The 18,471-nt window shown below is 60.8% G+C and carries 14 protein-coding genes; 3 read left to right on the top strand and 11 right to left on the bottom strand.

The window, feature by feature from the left end:
- Positions 1 to 171: 171 nt before the first annotated feature.
- From PSH76_RS15075 to PSH76_RS15125, 11 genes are all read right to left on the bottom strand, one after another.
- The gene (locus tag PSH76_RS15075; protein ID WP_032892153.1) at positions 172 to 390 is read right to left on the bottom strand and encodes a hypothetical protein; all 219 of its coding nucleotides are present in this window, start codon (positions 388 to 390) and stop codon (positions 172 to 174) included.
- Positions 391 to 1,098: 708 nt separating this feature from the next.
- Positions 1,099 to 2,802 (bottom strand): AMP-binding protein, encoded by a 1,704-nt coding sequence (locus PSH76_RS15080; RefSeq protein WP_305494422.1) that lies wholly within the window; start codon positions 2,800 to 2,802, stop codon positions 1,099 to 1,101.
- 31 nt (positions 2,803 to 2,833) lie between these two features.
- On the bottom strand, positions 2,834 to 4,132 hold the full coding sequence (locus PSH76_RS15085) for an acetyl-CoA C-acetyltransferase (RefSeq protein WP_278916400.1): 1,299 nt from the start codon (positions 4,130 to 4,132) through the stop codon (positions 2,834 to 2,836).
- Positions 4,129 to 5,019: a MaoC/PaaZ C-terminal domain-containing protein gene (locus PSH76_RS15090; protein WP_305494423.1), complete on the bottom strand. Its 891-nt coding sequence runs from the start codon at positions 5,017 to 5,019 to the stop codon at positions 4,129 to 4,131. Before PSH76_RS15090 ends, PSH76_RS15085 begins: the two co-directional genes overlap by 4 nt.
- Before the next feature lie 3 nt (positions 5,020 to 5,022).
- Positions 5,023 to 6,366: a 3-oxoacyl-ACP reductase gene (locus tag PSH76_RS15095; protein ID WP_305494424.1), complete on the bottom strand. Its 1,344-nt coding sequence runs from the start codon at positions 6,364 to 6,366 to the stop codon at positions 5,023 to 5,025.
- A 210-nt stretch (positions 6,367 to 6,576) separates the two neighbouring features.
- Positions 6,577 to 9,087, bottom strand: coding sequence for an acyl-CoA dehydrogenase (locus PSH76_RS15100; protein ID WP_305494425.1), 2,511 nt, complete (start codon positions 9,085 to 9,087; stop codon positions 6,577 to 6,579).
- Between the two features lie 262 nt (positions 9,088 to 9,349).
- Positions 9,350 to 10,807: an outer membrane protein transport protein gene (locus PSH76_RS15105; protein WP_098951775.1), complete on the bottom strand. Its 1,458-nt coding sequence runs from the start codon at positions 10,805 to 10,807 to the stop codon at positions 9,350 to 9,352.
- Between the two features lie 132 nt (positions 10,808 to 10,939).
- On the bottom strand, positions 10,940 to 11,434 hold the full coding sequence (gene praB / locus PSH76_RS15110) for an alkane oxidation protein activator PraB (RefSeq protein WP_098951777.1): 495 nt from the start codon (positions 11,432 to 11,434) through the stop codon (positions 10,940 to 10,942).
- Positions 11,435 to 11,568: 134 nt separating this feature from the next.
- On the bottom strand, positions 11,569 to 12,063 hold the full coding sequence (praA, locus tag PSH76_RS15115) for an alkane oxidation protein activator PraA (RefSeq protein WP_098951779.1): 495 nt from the start codon (positions 12,061 to 12,063) through the stop codon (positions 11,569 to 11,571).
- A 125-nt stretch (positions 12,064 to 12,188) separates the two neighbouring features.
- On the bottom strand, positions 12,189 to 13,469 hold the full coding sequence (locus PSH76_RS15120) for an alkane 1-monooxygenase (protein WP_305494426.1): 1,281 nt from the start codon (positions 13,467 to 13,469) through the stop codon (positions 12,189 to 12,191).
- A 295-nt stretch (positions 13,470 to 13,764) separates the two neighbouring features.
- Complete coding sequence (locus tag PSH76_RS15125) at positions 13,765 to 14,763, bottom strand: alpha/beta fold hydrolase (protein WP_305494427.1); 999 nt, start codon at positions 14,761 to 14,763, stop codon at positions 13,765 to 13,767.
- A 287-nt stretch (positions 14,764 to 15,050) separates the two neighbouring features.
- Between PSH76_RS15125 and PSH76_RS15130 the strand changes: the two genes are divergently transcribed.
- Genes PSH76_RS15130 through PSH76_RS15140 form a run of 3 tightly spaced genes read left to right on the top strand, consistent with a single transcriptional unit; the run spans position 15,051 to position 18,334 of the window.
- Positions 15,051 to 16,589, top strand: a complete 1,539-nt coding sequence (locus tag PSH76_RS15130; RefSeq protein WP_305494428.1) for an NAD(P)/FAD-dependent oxidoreductase — start codon at positions 15,051 to 15,053, stop codon at positions 16,587 to 16,589.
- Positions 16,586 to 17,476 (top strand): SDR family oxidoreductase, encoded by an 891-nt coding sequence (locus PSH76_RS15135; protein WP_278917891.1) that lies wholly within the window; start codon positions 16,586 to 16,588, stop codon positions 17,474 to 17,476. Before PSH76_RS15130 ends, PSH76_RS15135 begins: the two co-directional genes overlap by 4 nt.
- A gap of 15 nt (positions 17,477 to 17,491) precedes the next feature.
- The gene (locus PSH76_RS15140) at positions 17,492 to 18,334 is read left to right on the top strand and encodes a metal-dependent hydrolase (RefSeq protein WP_003190755.1); all 843 of its coding nucleotides are present in this window, start codon (positions 17,492 to 17,494) and stop codon (positions 18,332 to 18,334) included.
- The last annotated feature ends 137 nt before the right edge of the window (positions 18,335 to 18,471 follow it).

Below are 18,471 nucleotides of genomic sequence, written 5' to 3' on the forward strand. Positions count from 1 at the left end.
CTTTACAGCCTCGATATTGATGAAAACGGTTAAGGGAAAGTCAATATTCGAGAATGACACAGCCATCTCCCCCCTTGAGCCCTGGAGAGCCGGAATATCCAGTCTGGCTGCTTGAGTTAGCGATACCGCCAACGCCGCCTTTACCACCTTTACCCGCGTTGCTGCACAGACCTAAACTGTCTCCGCCATTGCCAGGAGTTTCTGAGCCACCGTAAAGGCCTCCGCTTTCGCCAACGCCCCCAATCTTAAACGTAGAACAGTTGTTTCCTTGATTCTCCGGGAGGTGGGCAGCGCCTCCGTTTCCGCCATGTCCAGGTTTAGCGGTTGTAAGCCCACCATCGCCGCCGCCGCCTCCACCAGAGCCCCCATCAGCGGAATAAACACCGTCATTTGTATTAACTATGCTTTTTGCGCCGTCCCCTCCATTACCACCCGATGTGCCGAGCTGGGTGTGACTGCCTTTCTTTCCTGCGCTACCCTCGGCGCCGCCGCTACCGACAGTAATGGTGAAGGTTGGATTTGACGCGGTGGATACCGAACACACTAGACCACCACCTGCGCCCCCCCCACCGCCACCAGCGCCACGACTTCTCACCAAAAGCCGGTCAAGAGCGCCCCCACCGCCCCCACCCCCGCCGCCACCGCCGATCACAGTGACTTTTACTGTAACTCCTAGTGGGGCGGTGAAGTAATGGGTACCAGGTTGATTATAAACCTGCGTCTCTGCGCGCACGTAAGTTGAAGCCATTACACCACCAAACAATGCGCCAGAAAGCAATAAGGCCGACGATTTTTTGCTCACCATTTAAGAATCTCCATTAAGTGTGCCTCAGGGCACGATTGCAGTGTTAACCGCAACATCCCTGCCACCTAAGTTAAGAGACCTTTCATTCTAAATACACCTGTGAAACCCTGCAGACATCTATACCCATTAGTTATAACCTTAATAACTTAAAACACCAGCACCTCAAAAATCCTCTCATCAAACTCAGCATACAGTTAGCTATCGAACAACCTCCCATTGTCGACACGTACCTTGCGCTGCTTGCGTTTAAGGGTGCGGTATCCCCCCCACTCTTGGGTCTCCGTCACTTTAGATCAACGCAGCGCCCGACGAAGTACTTTGCCCACCGTTGTCTTGGGCAATTCCGTGGTGCGAAACTCCACATACTTTGGCACCTTGTACCCCGTCAGGTATTCCCGGCAATGCGCAAGAATCTGCTCCTGGGTCAGGGTCGGATCCTTGCGCACCACGATGATTTTGACCTTCTCCCCACTCACGGCATCTTCCACACCGATCGCCGCCACTTCGGCAACGCCAGGGTGCATGGCCACCACGTCCTCGATTTCATTGGGGTACACGTTGAAACCCGAGACCAGGATCATGTCTTTCTTGCGGTCCACCAGGCGGATATACCCGCGTGCGTCCATCACGCCGATATCACCGGTGGACAGCCAGCCCTCGGCATCCAGCACCTCGGCGGTTTCCTTCGGTCGTTGCCAGTAGCCCTGCATGACTTGCGGGCCGCGTACTTGCAACTCGCCCTGCTCGCCGATGTCCGCCAGTTCGCCGTCTTCGCGTACAAAGCGCACCCAGGTCGAGGGCAACGGCACGCCAATGCTGCCGGTGAACTCCATCTCGTGCATGCGCGAAATATCAATGGGGCTGATGCTCACCACGGGCGAGCACTCGGTCAGCCCGTAGCCTTCGATGATCGGCAGCCCGGTCACTTCCTTCCAGCGCTTGGCCACGGCGGTGTGGGTGGCCATGCCGCCAGCAATCACCAGGCGCAGGTCGGAAAAGTCCCGTGCACAGAACGCCTTGTTTTCCAGCAAACCATTGAACAGCGTGTTCACCCCGGCAATGCCATTGAAGCGTTCCTTGCGCAGGATCATCTGCACGCGCTTCACGTCCCGAGGGTTGGCGATAAGGATATTGCGCCCACCCAGGCACATGAACATCAGGCAGTTCACCGTCAGGGAGAAGATGTGGTACAGCGGCAGCAAGGTCACGTTGGTTTCCTGCTTGTGCAGGTTTAACTGGTCACCGACCCAGGCCTTGGCTTGCAGCAGGTTGGCAATGATATTGCGATGGCTGAGCATCACGCCCTTGGCATCGCCGGTGGTGCCGCCGGTGTATTGCAAAAAGGCCAGTTCTTCGCGGCCCAGGCTGACCGGCAAATGGTGCATGGCCCTACCCTGTTTGAGCACCTGGTTGAAACGCAGCGAGCCGGGCAGCGTGAAGGCCGGCACTTGCTTCTGCACGCTGCGCAGAATGAAGTTCATCGCCGCGCCCTTGAAGGTACCCAGCAAGTCGCCAATGGCCGCGACCACCACACGCTTGACGCTGCTGCCCACCATGGCTTTTTCCAGGGTATGCGCGAAATTTTCGAAGATCACCACGGTTTCGGCGCCACTGTCCTTGAGCAGGTGCTTGAGTTCGTGGGCGGTGTACAACGGGTTGACGTTGACCACCACCGCCCCAGCCAGGATCGTGCCCAGCAGGCAGATCGGGTACTGCAAGCAGTTGGGCATCATCAGCGCCACGCGATCGCCCTTTTTCACGCCCTGGCCCTGCAACCAGGCGGCAAAGGCAATGCCCTGGGTGCGCCAATCGGCATAGGTCATTTCCGTGCCGATGCTGACGTAGGCGACCCGCTCACGGAATTTTTCCAGGTGCTCCAGGAACACTTCGCGCAGCGACGGGTAATCCTCGATCCCGGCCTCAATGTCCGCCGGCACGCCGGGCAGGTAAGTGTTCAACCAAATGCGTTCGGTGTGTTCTAGGCTGATAGCGTTCATCGCAGTGTCCTTATTGTTGTGTTTGATAGCGCTACTTTTCGACGATGGCGGTGATGCCCAACCCACCCGCCGCGCAGATCGAGATCAGGCCGCGACCGCCACCGCGTTCGTGGATGGCCTTGGCCAGCGCCGCCAGTTGGCGGCCACCGGTGGCCGCAAAGGGATGGCCGCAGCCCAGTGAGCCGCCGTTGACGTTCATCTTGGCCCGGTCGATGGCGCCCAGAGGGGCATCAAGGCCGAGTCGTTCGCGGCAATATTGCTCGTCTTCCCAAGCTTTGAGCGTGCACAACACCTGGGCGGCGAACGCTTCGTGGATCTCGAAGAAATCAAAGTCGGCAAAACCCAAGCCTTCACGTGCAAGCATGCGTGGCACGGCGTAAGCCGGCGCCATCAGCAGGCCCTCGGTGCCGTCGACAAAATTCACCGCAGCCGTTTCGCCGGTGCGCAAGTAGGCCAACACCGGCCAGCCATTGGCGGCGGCCCATTCTTCACTGGCCAGCAGCACCACCGAGGCGCCATCGGTCAGGGGCGTGGAGTTGCCGGCGGTAAGCGTACCGTTCTGGCGGTCGAAGGCCGGCGACAAGCCTGCGAGCTTTTCCAGGCTGATATCGGCACGCAGGTTGTTGTCACGGGCCAAGCCGCGATGGGGGCTGATCAGGTCGTCGAAGAAGCCGCGTTTATAAGCCGCATCCAGGCGCTGGTGGCTGGTGAGGGTCAGCTCGTCCTGGGCCAGGCGCTTGATCTGCCAACGCTTGGCCATGTCTTCGCAGTGCTCGCCCATGGACAGCCCGGTGCGCGGCTCGCCATTGCGCGGCAGCAACGGTTTGAACAGCATCGAGGGGCGTACTTTCAACAAGGTTTTGAGCTTGTCGCCCAGGCGTTTGGCGCGATTGGCCGCAAGCAAGGTATGGCGCAAGGATTCGTTGATGCCAATGGGCGCGTCGGAAGTGGTGTCGGCGCCACCGGCAACGCCCACTTCGATCTGGCCGAGGGCGATTTTATTCGCCACCAGCAGCGCGGCTTCAAGCCCTGTGCCGCAGGCTTGTTGCACATCATAGGCCGGCGTTTGCGCGGACAAGGTGGTGGACAACAGCGCCTCGCGGGCCAGGTTGAAATCCCGCGAATGCTTGATCACCGCCCCGGCGGCAAACTCGCCCAAACGCTGGCCATGCAGGTTGTAGCGGTCGACCAACCCTTGCAGGGCGGCGACCAGCAGGTCCTGGTTACTGTCGTGGGCATACACCGTGTTGGAGCGCGCAAAGGGAATACGGTTGCCGCCGATAATCGCCACGCGGCGGGTCGGGGCTGGGGTAAAGCTGTAGTCACTCATTGCTGGCTCTCTTTGCAAATGAATAGCCCGCGCATATGGGGCTTGTCCCCGGCGAAATTGCGCACTTCGAACTCGCGCCGTGGGCCGGTCACCGGGTGCCCCCACAGGGCGACCTGGCCGGGCAGGAAGATCGGCAATTTGAAGTCGCAATGGGCCTCAGCCTGGTCCAGGCCACCGGGTGGCTGTTGCGCTGCCAATGCGCGGCCCAGGGTCCACATGCCATGGGCGATGGCGCGACGAAAGCCGAATAGTTTGGCACCGATGATTGAGGTGTGAATGGGGTTGAAATCCCCCGAGACCTTGGCAAAGCGTCGCCCCAGGTCGGCGGGCAGCACCCAACGCTGGGTGCGTAACAGGCCGTCTTCCCGCAGTGGCAGAGGGTCATTCCAGGGTTCACCCACCGGATTGCTGACGTCACGGCGCAAGTACAGACTGTCGCTTTCCCACACCAGGGTTTCCTGGCTGTAGGCCCGAGTGGCGATGCTCAAGGCCTGCCCTTTCGGATGGGCCACCCAGCGCTCGCAACACACCTCCAGGCGCAGCGCCTGGCCCTCGTGCAGGCGCTGGTGCTGACGAATACGATTGGCCAGGTGCACCATGCCGCTGGCCGGGTACGGGAAGCTTGGCCGGGTCATCAGCAGCAGGTGCAGTGGGAACGCCAGCACATGGGGATAGGACAATGGCACGCCCTGCTCGCGACGAAAGCCGCACGCCCGTGCGTAAGCGGCGATACCGGCCGGCGAAAGCTCCACCGCGCTGCGCACCAGGCGTGCTGTAGGCAATGGCGGCGCACCGTCGAGCTTGGGTTTGCGCAAGGCACGCAGACCGTCGAGCAACAACTGCGTGCGCGACGGCGGTGGGTCGATGATCTGCGTCACGTAGTCCATCGGTCAGGCTCCCAACAGGCTTTGGCCGCACACCCGCACCACCTGGCCATTGACCCCGCCCGACGCCGGATGGGCCAGCCAGGCAATGGTCTCGGCCACGTCGATGGGCTGCCCGCCCTGGGACAACGAATTCATGCGCCGCCCCGCTTCGCGGATCATCAGCGGGATCTTGGCGGTCATCTGGGTTTCGATAAAGCCGGGCGCCACCGCGTTCACCGTGACCTGCCGGGCTGCCACACGCGGTGCCAGGCCTTGCACCAGGCCGATCACCCCGGCTTTGGATGTGGCGTAGTTGCTTTGCCCCAGGTTGCCGGCGATACCCGAAATTGACGACACGCACACAATGCGCCCGCCGGGGTTCAAGCCCTGGCTGTCGAGCAAGGCCTCACTGAGCTGCAACGGTGCTTCGAGATTGACCGCCAGGACACTGCGCCAGGCGGCCTCGGTCATTTTGGCGATGGTCTTGTCGCGGGTGATCCCGGCGTTGTGCACCACCACATCAAAGGCGCCGTATTGGCTGACGTGGGTTTGCAACAGCGCGGCGGTGTCAGCGGCGGTGATATCCAGGGGCAACGCCGAACCGCCTACGCTGGTCGCCGCCTGTTGCAAGGCTTGCTGGGCCTGGGGCACGTCGACGCACACCACATGGGCACCGTCGCGCGCCAGCACCTGGGCAATTGCCAGGCCGATGCCACGGGAGGCGCCGGTGACCAGGGCGCGTTTGCCAGCAAAGGGTTTGTCCCAGTTGACGGCGGCGTGGCCATCGACCGGTTTTTCCAGGCGCACCACCTGCCCCGAGACATAGGCGGAACGACGCGACAGGAAAAACCCCAGGCTGCTGTCCAGCGCGTCTTCGGCGCCCGGCGCCACGTACAGCAATTGCACGGTGATCGCGCGGCGCAGCTCCTTGGCCAGCGACCGCACCAAGCCCTCAAGGGCGCGTTGGGCGATGGCCTGGGGCAAGTCGTTACAATGCTCGGGGGCCGTGCCGAGTACCACCACCCGGCCATGCTGGCCGAGGCGTTTGGCATTGCTGTGAAAGAACAGGTAGAGCTCATCCAGCTGTTGCAGGTCGGCCACGCCGCTGGCGTCGAACACCGCGCCTTGCACCTTGACCGTGGACGGCGCCTTGAGCGTCGCCGGGGTCGCGGCGACGGTGTCAGTGGCGCTGAAGATGCGCTGCACCGAGGCCACCAGGCGCCCTGCCCCGGCGATGATCACCGGGTTGGCCAGGCCGGCCTGGCCGCTGCGATGCCGTTGCAATGCCAAGGGTTGCGGCAAGCCAACGGCCTGGGCCAGGCGCCGACCCCAGGGGGAATTGACGAACGAAAGGTAGCTGTCACTCATAGAGGGTTCCACTCACAACACAGTTCTTGGCTGGTAAACCCGATCAAATGTGGGGAACTGGATTGCCCTCTGTAGGAGCGAGCTTGCTCGCGAAAAACGTCAACGATAACGGGGGCTGCCTGAATGAACGCGGCGCCTGTGAGTTTTTCGCGAGCAAGCTCGCTCCTACAGTTAGGGCAATCCAGTTCCCACGTGGGGGCCGGGTTTCTATTAATTGACCGGGACGCTGCGCCGCTTGGCGACCGGCTCGAGCGCCTGCTTGCGCTGCTGCAGGGCCTCCAGCAAACCAAAGTCCTGGGGGAAGTCATCCACCTGGATACCGTGGTCGGCGTACTCCACATAGCGCGCCAGCAAGGCGTCTTCGTCGTCGCTGATCAAGTCCAGCGCCCGCGCCTTGACGCGCCAATCGGTAAAGGCCGTGGCAGCAATCGGCAGCGGGCCGAGCAGACCTTGCTTGATGGCGGGTTTTAGCCGCGCCTCGATCAACTCCACTTGGGGCAACAAACGGAACCCCAGTTCGCCATACGCCAGCTTGTCGACTTCCGGACGCGGGATGTAGGAATTGGCCAGCAAACGGTCGCGGGTCTCGCCAGGGGTCTGCACCACCTCCGCCACCTGCGCCAACAGGCGGTCCGACGGTTTGCGCAGCGGGATGCCAAACGGAAAACTCAACGTGCGCACCACCGCCGCAGCGGGTTTTGACGGGTAGTTGTCGAGCACTTCGGCCAAGGCTTCATGGGCGCGCAGCAGCGCGTCCTGGGCTGCCCAGTGCACCAGCGGCAAGTCCGCCTGGGGCCTGCCGTCATCCTCGAAACGCTTGAGCACGCAAGAGAGGATGTACAGCTGCGACAAAATATCCCCCAGGCGCCCGGTGATACTTTCCTTGCGCTTGAGGGCACCGCCCAGCACGCCCATGGAAACATCCGAGATCAGCGCCAGCACCACCGACAGCCGATTGGCCTGGCGGTAGTAGGCAGCCAGTGCCGGGTCGGTCTTGGCCGGGGCCGCAATCAGGCGCCCGCCGGTCAGGGCATGCACCGCTGCGCGTACGGTGTTGGCCACTACAAAACTCACATGGCCGAACATCGCGCTGTCGAAGTCTTCCAAAGCCTTGCGTCGGTCGGGGTTGTGCGCCGCTTCCATCTCGCGGAACACGTAGGGATGGCAACGAATCAAGCCCTGCCCAAAGATGATCAGGCAGCGAGTCATGATGTTCGCGCCCTCCACCGTAATGGCGATGGGGCTTTGCTGGTAGGCACGGGCGAGGAAGTTATTGGGGCCCATACAGATGCCTTTGCCGGCGACGATGTCCATACCATCGTTGACGATGATCCGCGCCCGCTCGGTGACGTGGTACTTGGCAATGGCCGAGATCACCGAGGGTTTCTCGCCGGCATCCAGGGACGCCACCGACACCTTGCGCACCGCATCACACGCATACAGATGCCCGGCCATACGCGCCAATGGCGCCTGCACACCTTCGAACTTGCCGATGGGCAGGCCGAATTGCTTGCGCATCGCCGCATAGGCGGTGGTACCGCGCACCGCCACTTTACCCAGGCCGACGTTGGCCGATGGCAGGGAAATCGCGCGGCCTGCCGCCAGGCATTCCATCAACATGCGCCAGCCGTTGCCGATTTGTTCGCGACCACCGATCACCCACTCCAACGGAATGAACACATCCTTGCCGGTGGTTGGGCCGTTCTGGAAGACCGCATTCAACGGCCAGTGACGCCGGCCGCTGTTCACCCCTGGATGGGAGGTGGGGATCAACGCACAGGTAATGCCCAGGGAACCTGGCGCGCCAAGCAAGCCCTGCGGGTCTTCGGCGCGGAACGCCAGGCCCAGCACCGTGGCAATCGGGCCGAGGGTGATGTAGCGCTTGTCCCAGGTCACTTTGAAACCCAGTACTTCCTCGCCCTCATGCATGCCTTTGCAGACGATGCCCAGGTCGGGGATCGCGCCGGCATCGGAGCCGGCATACGGGCTGGTCAAGGCGAAACAGGGGATGTCTTCACCGCGTGCCAGGCGCGGCAGGTAGTAGTTTCGCTGGGCGTCGGTGCCGTAATGCAACAACAGCTCGGCCGGGCCCAGGGAGTTGGGAACCATCACCGAAATCGCTGCCGCCGAGCAGCGTGTCGACAGCTTCATCACCACTTGGGAATGGGCGTAGTGGGAGAAGCCTTTGCCGCCGTACTGCTTGGGAATGATCATGCCGAGGAACCCGGCATCCTTGGTGTACTGCCAGCCCTCGGGGGACATGTCCTGCCAGACTTGCGTGGTTTCCCAGTCGTTGGCGATGTCGCACAGGGTTTCGACTTCGTTGTCGAGGAAGGCTTGCTCCTCGGCGCTCAGGCTGGCCGGCGCGGCTTGCAGCAGACGCTGCCAGTCGGGCTTGCCGCTGAACAGCTCGGCATCCCACCACACGGTGCCGGACTCGATGGCCGCCCGCTCGGTGTCGGACATCGCCGGCATGATTGTACGAAACAGGCCCAGGGCCTTGGTGGTCAACAGTTTGCGGCGCAGGGGTTTGATTGCCAGTACCGCGGCGGGCAGCACCACCAGCACTGCCGCCAGGGTAATGCCCGGCACGGCCACCACGTTGAACAGGTAACCCGCCGCCAACCAGACCAGGCCAGCGCCCAGCCACAAGGTGGCGGCGGCTTGTCGATACGCCAGGGCAATCGCCGCGGCGAGACCCACCAATAACCAGATAAGCATGGGGATACCTCTACTTGATTCGGGGCGTGGCAAACGCGTGGGCAGCTCGATATGAACTGCGGCTGAAAACCACACTACAAACTTCAAAGATCAAATTCAAATTTTGTTTTGAAATTTTTATTTAATCAATAAGCCAAAAAAAACACGGCTGAATGCCTCAGCCTGTTATCACCGACACACATCACAGCTATGTAGAAGGACGCACCTCGGAGGAAGGCTGCAAGATGCGCTTGCCGCCCTCCGCCATCGTCCTCAGGCCCCGTCAGAACGCATAAGTCGCCGACAAACTGACCACATCACCCGAAGACTCGGCCTTGCCATCCAGGCTTGCGCCGCCCAGCCGGTCGATGTTTTTGGTCTTGAGATTGACCTTCTGCACGAACTGATGGGAATAGGCCACATCCAGGCTCAGGCCCTTGACCGCCTTCACATCGTAGCCAGCCCCCAGCGAAAGGAATGTACGGTCGCCATCGGGGATGCGTGGATCGCGGGTGGAGTTACGTGTAGGCGTCTGGTCGATAGCCACGCCGGCACGCAAGGTCAGTTCATCGGTCGCACGGTAGTCACCACCCAGGGAGTACATCCAGGTGTTTTTGTAGTTGTAGGGAATAGAGACAATGCGCATGTCGCCGGAGTCGAGGGTCAGGTCCTTGAACGACGACCATTCGGTCCACGTGACGCTGGCACCCAGGGTCAGGCGATCGTTGAACTGATGCACCCAATCCAGGCCCGCCGTGGCAGGAATATCCAGTTGAACCTTTGCATGCGCACCGTTGGGGGCCAATTCCAGGCCAGGGTAGGCGGTGTTGACCAACGTACCGTTGCCCCCGAATGGGCTGGGTTGGGTCATGAGGTTGTAGGAAAACTGGTCGGCGTACAGGTTGTACTTACCCGTCATCTTGTTTTTGATCTTGGCGTGGTAATTCAGGCCAAGGGTGTCGCGCTCGGTGGGTTTCCACACCACGCCGGCAAACCAGCCAGTGGAAATATTGTCGACCTTGACCCGCATCAGCGCATGGCCCACGTCTGAGGGGAAGTTGATCCCGCCAAGCTCGGAGTCCGACACTGCCGCAGCGGACAACAGGTCGACGTTCTGGCTGACGAAGCCCTTGCTGTGCTGCACGATCATGCCGCCCCCAACGGAGAACTGGTCGTTGACTTTAAACGACAGCGAGCCCGTCAGCCCGACGGTTTCGATTTTGGTATCCACGGCAAAGTCGCGCAGTTTGGAGTCTTCATTCCAGGTGGAGCGCATGCCCTGTGGCACCACTTGGCTCAAGCCGAAGGCAAACCGGTCGCCCAAGGGCATTACCATGAAGCCGGTGGGCAGCCAGGCCGTGAAGCCGCCCTGGCCACCGTCGTTGTTATTGACAGTGGTTGCGGCGCCATCGGGAAAACCATTCTCGTCCAACGGCGTACTGGAAATCGGGTTGCCGGCGTAATCCGAGGCACTGCCCTTGTACTTGATCTTGATGCGCGCATAGTCGACCGTGAATTGCGCAACATTGTGTTCGACAAACGCCATGGCGGCCGGGTTGTTGTAAGCCGAGCTCGGGTCGTTCTTGAACAACGAGCCGCCGGCAAACGCCCTGCCCCAACCAGGTGCGCCGTAGGTCGGGGTTGAAAAACCGCCAGCCTGTGCAGGCGCGATGAAGGCGGTTACCCCTCCCATCAACGCCAGCCCCAGCAAAACCTGCACGTGTTGTTTCTTATTATTCATGCGGCACTCCTTTTTGTTATCCCTGTGAACCGGCCTCGCCCGTTCGTCTTGCTGCCCGGCACTGCCTGAACTGGCGCCCGGTAAAGGCGCCAGTCTTTCAGCAGGTGATCAACCCAGTGTTCCGACCGGCCATCAAGGCACGATGGTGAAGGTTGGGCTTGGGGTCACGCTCAGGCTCACCACGGTGCAGGTGCCGCTGAGCCCTTGGTTGGCCGCCGTCAGCACCCCACCGCTGTAGCCCACGGTGATGGTCGATGGGCCACAGTTAGAGGCTGGGTACAGGACCGAAGAGGCGATGGTATAGCCGACATTGGCGACCGAACCTGCCGCTGGGCCGGTGGCGGTCAATGTCCATGGCAACCCAGTGATTTTTGGCAATGCGCAAAGGCCGCTACCGCTCACCGTCACCCCGGTGATCTTGGCCACCCCAGTGGCGTCGACGTTGCCGGTAAAGTTGGCGGTGCAGTTAACGGTGGCCTGATAGGACGACGGTGACTTCACCGAAATAGTCCCAGGCGCCGTAAAGTTCGAATTAACCGGCGTGATGCTGTAGGCATTGGCCATGGAAGCAGCACCCATGCAAACAGCCAAGGCAGAGAGCGACACGAGAGTTTTCAAGCTTTTCATTGTTTTTCCTCACATGTTATGGCGATTCATTTCGCCAGGGGTAATGGCCATGATCGAGAGGTCACGGTGAAACTGCAGAACTTCCTTTTCCAGCCAAATTTCAATGCATGTACCGCTACAACAGTCGGAGCGTGTTATTCGACAACTTTGAAGTTGGGCGGCATCTTGATCGACACCGTCTTGATCTTGCAGTCTTCGCCAATCGCCACATCGCTGGCTTCCAACTTGCCGGTGGCGTTATCCCAGGTACCGTCGGCCGTCGAAGGCCCGCACTTGCCGCCCAGGCCAAAGGCATGCACATCCACGCTGATCTTCGACATGGAGCCGCTTTTTGTGTCTTTGGCGATTAACACCCAGGGCAAGTTGATGGCTTCGACACGGCTGCACTTGAGGCCACCGTCGAACTCGACTTTGTCCACATTCACCGACGAACCATCGGCTGCAACCTTGCCGGCCACCTTGATGGTGCAATCGGCACTGATGAGCTTGCCTTTGGAGAAGCTGATAGGCCCCTGGGCGGTGAAGGCACTGCCAGCGGGTTCGATACGCGCAGCCTGGGCCTGGTGATACACAATCAGGCCGATGGCCGCTAACAGGATGTGGGCGGTGAACTTGGCAGAACTTTGCATGGTGTACGTCCTTCCCTTGAAATTATTGTTGTAGGGTCAAACCAGGTGCTTGCATTCAATATTCCGGGCAATAAGGGCCTGCGCGATACACAGATCCCGAGTCCACCCTGAAGGCTTACTTCATCTCAAAATGGCTTGGCGCTACCGCTGTACTTCTCCAGGTACTTCAATCGCTTTGACGGTTGAAGATTGGTCAGAGTGATATCACCGGCATAGTGATTGAGTACGCGATGGTCCATGCGCCGCCGCCACAAGTACGGCACATAGGCCCAGACAATCATGCTGGCGTAGCCATACGGAAGTTGCGGTGATTCATCAAAGTGACGCAGCGACTGATAACTACGCGTGGGGTTGGCATGGTGATCGGAGTGCCGTTGCAACTGGAACAGAAAGATATTGGTGACAATCCGATTACTGTTCCACGAGTGACGCGGCGAGCAGCGTTCATAACGGCCGTTGGGCAACTTCTGACGCTTGAGGCCGTAATGCTCGACATAATTCACCACTTCCAGCAATGAAAACCCGTAGATGCCCTGGATAAGCAGAAACGGAATCACCGCCGCCCCCAGCCAGGCAATCATCGCGCCCCACAACACCACGCTGTACATCCAGGCGCTGAGCACGGCGTTCTTCCAGTGCAGCGCCGGTAGGCCGAGTTTGCGCAGGCATTCGCGCTCGAGGTTCCAGGCCGACACCGCGCTGAACCACACCGAACGCGGCAGGAAGGCCCAGAAGCTTTCACCGAGGCGCGAGCTGGCCGGGTCTTCCGGGGTGGCGACCCGTACGTGATGGCCACGGTTATGTTCGGTGTAGAAGTGCCCGTAGAAGGTCGGCGCCAGGGTGACCTTGGCCAGGAACACTTCCAGAGGTTTGGGTTTGTGCCCCAGCTCATGGGCGGTATTGATGGCAATACCCGTGGCGGCGCCGGTGGACATGGCCATGCCCACATAGGTCAACCAGCTGATTTCGCCGTGCAGTTCGGTGCGCGCGGTGATGAATGCAGCGGTCTTGGCCAGCCAGTTCGAGGGTTCCAGGGTGGCCGTGGCGTGCAACAGGCCGCCGTTGATGATCCAGTCGATACCGCCAGCAGCGAGCCAACCGGTGATGATCACCGAAGCAATCACAAACAGCACGCCGGTGTAGACGATCCAGCGATAGTAGCGTTGGGATTCAAGGTGGCTGACCGCAGATTCGGGCGGGTTGCTGACGTCTTCGCCGAGCAGGCCGTCAATCAGCGGGATCAAACCGAAGATCACCAGTACGCCCACCCACCACAGTTGTTGCACGCCTGTGGTGATGGCCAGGGCGCCGGAGAGTAAGGGAGTGGCCAGCGGCATGATGCCGAGCCACCACAGGTGGCGTTTGCCGTCGGCCCACACGGTCGCAGCTGTCAGCGTCTGGTTCATGGCAGCCTCCGAACACATTCGTTAGGCGATGCGGCAGCGATGAGCTGACTGCTGCGAAAAATCATGCATGCGATAAAAGGCGTTTTTTTCATTATTTTATTCGCTCTTAGGCATTTCAAAAATAATTTCAAATTACACATTGAAATAATTTTTTTAAATAAATAGCGCGGAATCGTTAGGTCGTCAACTAGTTTCTCCAGCCCTTTTTTCCGTGACCGAGCAGTCTCTTTTCAGCCATCTGGTCAGGTATTCAGGGCAGGCATCGACACCAATGAACCGCAGTCGGGTGGCACTGTTATTTGCTCGCCAAGGCTACCGATGGCTGTAACTGCCTGACGTTTTCACCGGGTCGAACCCGCTTGGCCACCTGCTCCACCAGCGCCGCCACGCGCTCGGTGGCGGTGATCGGCAACATATGCCCGCGGTCTTCGATCACCTGCATTTTCAGCCCTGGCACCTTGCTGGCCAGGGCCTGGCCGTGTTTCTGGAAGTCGAGCACCTTGTCTTGCGCGCCGTAGATCAGGCCGATGGGCAGGGTCAGTTGGGGGTAGCGCTTGACCATGTCCGGCAGGTGGTCGTTGACCCGGTTGATCTCGGTGGACGCGGCGTAGAAGTTGTCGGGGCGCATGCCCAGCAAACCGCCGCCACGCCTGGCGAAGTCTGGCGGCGCAGGGTCCGGGGCGAATACGCCCTTGACCACCGAGTCTTTGGTCAGCAGGCCGATGGGCAGGGTCAAGGTGTGGGCCACCCAGCGCCGCAGCCAGGCCGGGCGCACGGCCAGAGACAGAAACACCAGCGGCAGCATGCGTTGGGGGTGAGTCAAGGGCGCAACCAGCACCAACCCGGAGACGGCATGGGGATGGTCGAGGGCCAGCGCCAGGGCAATCGCGCCGCCCAGGGAATGCCCCAGCACCAGCGGTTTGTCCAGGTCCAGCGTCTTGATGAAAGCCGCGATTTGTCGCGCCTGGGCCGGCAAGTCTGCCGGCGTGCCGCTGCGCCGGGTGGAATAGCCTGAGCCCGGCCGGTCGAGGCTGATAACCCGAAAGTGCTCACGCAACTGACCGGACAAGGTATAGGTCAAGTTGCGACTGCTGCCCATCAGCCCGTGGATCATCACCAGCGGCGGGCCCTTGCCCTCTTCGACATAATGAAAGCGCTCGCCATCCACCTCGACGAAGCGCCCGTTGATCGGCACGGTCGCTTCAATGCGCCGCGTCATCCAGGCACTCAAGCCCCATAACGCCGCGCTGGCGCCCACCAGCACACCCGCAGCGACAACCCACTCCACAGCCATAGCTCGGTCCTCTGCTTCCCTGCTGCTGGCGACCCGACCGGAATTGGCCTGGCCTCAGCCATCGTCCACACCCTGGACCTGAACTTCATGCATACCACGTTCGTCCGTCGGACAAATCGCTCATGCGCAACAAGGTCCTAGCGTAGGCGAATTTTTCAGGTAGATTATTTAAAATCTTTTTTAAAATAATTAATTCAATTTTCCTTTGCAATGGTGTTTTATCTAAAAGACAAAACAAAAACAGGAGCACATCCGATGCCCAAGCGTTTTATTGACGAGGCAGCCCTATGAATGCCCCCCGTGACTCAATCGACATCGCCATCATTGGCTCCGGATTCGCGGGCCTGTGCATGGCGATCAAACTCAAGGAAGCCGGGCTCACCGACTTCTTTGTTGCCGAACAGGCCGAGACCCTCGGCGGTACGTGGCGCGACAACCACTACCCAGGGTGCGCCTGCGACGTGCAGTCCCATGTGTATTCGTTTTCCTTCGCGCCCAACCCGAGCTGGACGCGGCAGTTCGCGGCGCAACCCGAGATTCGCGCCTATCTGGAAGACTGCGCCAAGCGCTTCGAGCTGGTGCCCTACCTGCGCTTCGGCATGGGCCTGCAACGTGCGGTGTTTGATGAACAACAGCAGCGGTGGCAGCTGACCTTCAGCGACGGCCGCCAGGTCAGCGCACGGGTGCTGGTGTCGGGCATGGGGGGCTTGTCACGCCCGGCCATGCCGGATATCCCAGGGCTGAACAGCTTCAAGGGCAAGCGTTTCCACTCCCAGCAGTGGGATCACGAGTATTCTTTGAAGGGTAAGCGCGTGGCGGTGATCGGCACCGGTGCCAGCGCTATCCAGTTCGTGCCACAGATCGCCCCGCAGGTAGCGCACCTGGACCTGTTCCAGCGCACACCGCCGTGGATCATGCCCAAACCTGATCGGCCGATTTCAACGGTCGAACGGTGGCTGTTCAAGCACCTCCCGTTCACCCAGAAGCTGGTGCGCGCTGCACTTTACTGGGCACTGGAAGGCCGCGTGGTGGGCTTTGCCCTGCATCCGCGCCTGATGAAAATGGTGCAGAAAATCGCCCTGCGTCACCTGCGCAAACAGGTGGCCCGCCCTTCCCTGCGCAAAACCCTGACGCCGGACTACACCATCGGCTGCAAGCGCGTGCTGATCTCCAACGATTACTACCCGGCGCTCTCGCGCAGCAATGTCGAGGTGGTCACCGACAGCGTGCTGCGCATCGAAGCCGACGGCGTGATCACCGCCGACGGCATCAAGCACCCCGCCGATTGCCTGATCTTCGGCACCGGTTTCCAGGCCAGCGACCCGTTGCCCCGTGGCTGCATCATCGGCCGTGACGGCATCGACCTGATGGACACCTGGCGCGATGGCGCCCATGCCTATAAAGGCACCACCGTGCCGGGCTACCCGAACCTGTTTTTGATCGTCGGCCCCAACACCGGCCTGGGGCATAACTCGATGATCCTGATGATTGAGGCCCAGGTCGCGTACATCCTCGATGCCCTGAAACACATGCAGCGCCAGCGCATCACCACGGTGGAGGTCAAACCTGCCGTGGAGCACGCCTACAACCAGCAGTTGCAGGACAAGCTCAAGCGCACCATCTGGAACACCGGCGGCTGCCAGAGCTGGTACCTCGACCCGCGCACCGGCAAGAACACCACGCTGTGGCCCGACTCGACCTGGCGCTTCAAACAGGTCACCCGGCATTTTGCCCTCAAGGACTACAGCGTCAGCCAGGCGCCGGCGCCCGCCCTCCCGCGTGCGGTTGCAACGCCCCACTCCACCACAGAAGGCAGCCTGTCATGAAGTCATTCAACGGCCGCGTCGCGGCGATCACCGGCGCGGCTTCCGGCATGGGCCGCGCACTGGCCTTGGCCCTGGCCCGGGAAGGGTGCCACCTGGCGCTGGCAGACAAAAACAGCCAGGGCCTGGAACAGACTCAGGACCTGATCCGCGCCTCGACTTTGTCGCCGGTTACCGTCACCACCCAGGTGCTGGACGTCTCCGACCGCCAAGCCATGCAGGAGTGGGCAGCGCGCTGCGCGGCCGAGCACGGCCAGGTCAACCTGGTCTTCAACAATGCCGGGGTGGCGCTGTCGAGCACCGTCGAAGGGGTGGATTACGCCGACCTGGAATGGATCGTCGGCATCAACTTCTGGGGAGTGGTGCATGGCACCAAGGCATTCCTGCCGTACCTCAAGGCCAGCGGCGACGGGCATATCATCAATACGTCCAGCGTGTTCGGCCTGTTCGCCCAGCCGGGCATGAGCGGCTACAACGCCACCAAGTTCGCCGTGCGCGGTTTCACCGAAGCCTTGCGCCAGGAACTCGACCTGCAACGCTGCGGCGTGTCGGCTACCTGTGTACACCCCGGTGGCATTCGTACCGATATCTGCCGCAGCAGCCGCATCGACGCGAACATGACCGGTTTTCTCATCCACAGCGAGCAACAAGCCCGCGCCGATTTCGAAAAGCTCTTCATCACCGACGCCGACCAGGCCGCCAACGTGATCCTGCAAGGCGTACGCAAAAACAAGCGCCGCGTGCTGATTGGCCGCGATGCCTATTTCCTCGACCTGCTCGCCCGTTGCCTGCCGGCGGCCTATCAGGCCCTGGTGGTGTTTGCCAGCAAACGCATGGCGCCCAAACCGCGCACGCCAGTGTTTGAAACCAACGACGAGCCCCGACTCTGAACAGGAGCATGCAGCATGTTGCCGATCCGTCGCGATATCCGTTTTGCCTTGCCTGCCGAGCGCATCAAGAACTGGCACGAACAAGGGCCGGTGGTCAGCCATTTCTTCAATGCCTTGTCGTTGCTGTTTCCCCAGGGCGAGCTGTTCTTCATGGACAGCGTGCGCCACTACCGTGGGCAGATCGACGATGCCGAACTGAAAAAAGAGATCCAGGGGTTTATCGGCCAGGAGGCCATGCACAGCCGCGAGCACGTGGCCTACAACGATTTGCTGCAAGCCGCCGGCCTACCAGCGCACACCCTCGACCGACGCTTGAAGTTCTTCCTCGACCTGCAGAAAAAACACCTGCCGCCGTCGTTCAACCTGGCGGTGACCATCGCCTTGGAACACTACACCGCGATGCTCGCGGAAATCCTGCTGAGCGACCCGTCGCGCTTTGGCGACTCACTCAAGGGTTACCAGCAGATGTGGTACTGGCACGCCCTGGAAGAAACCGAACATAAAGCCGTGGCGTTCGATGTGTGGAACACCGTGATCAAGCCAGGGCCTGCGCGTTACCTGCTGCGCACCGGCACCATGCTGACCACCAGCGTGCTGTTCTGGGTGGTGGTGCTGGATTTTCACGTGCGCCTGTTGATTGCCGACCGCACTTCGGGTGGCACGCTGAAGGGGCTGTGGCGCATGGTTAAATTCTTGTATGGGCCCAAAGGCGTGTTTCCACGGATGTTCCGGCCGTGGCTGCATTACTTCAAGCCGGGCTTTCATCCCTGGGATCATGACAACCGGGCGCGGTTGGCGGGCATTGACCGGTTGGTCGAAGAGATAGAGCGTACACGCCGAAGTTATGAGTCGGCCTAGTGTCAGGGATTAATCCTGCCGTCTGTAGGAGCGAGCTTGCTCGCGAAAAACGTCAACGATGACGCGTGCTTCCTGAATGAACGCGGCGCCTGTGAGTTTCTCGCGAGCAAGCTCGCTCCTACATAAAGCAATGAGGT

This window comes from Pseudomonas sp. FP215, assembly GCF_030687795.1.
Lineage (GTDB): Bacteria > Pseudomonadota > Gammaproteobacteria > Pseudomonadales > Pseudomonadaceae > Aquipseudomonas > Aquipseudomonas salmasensis.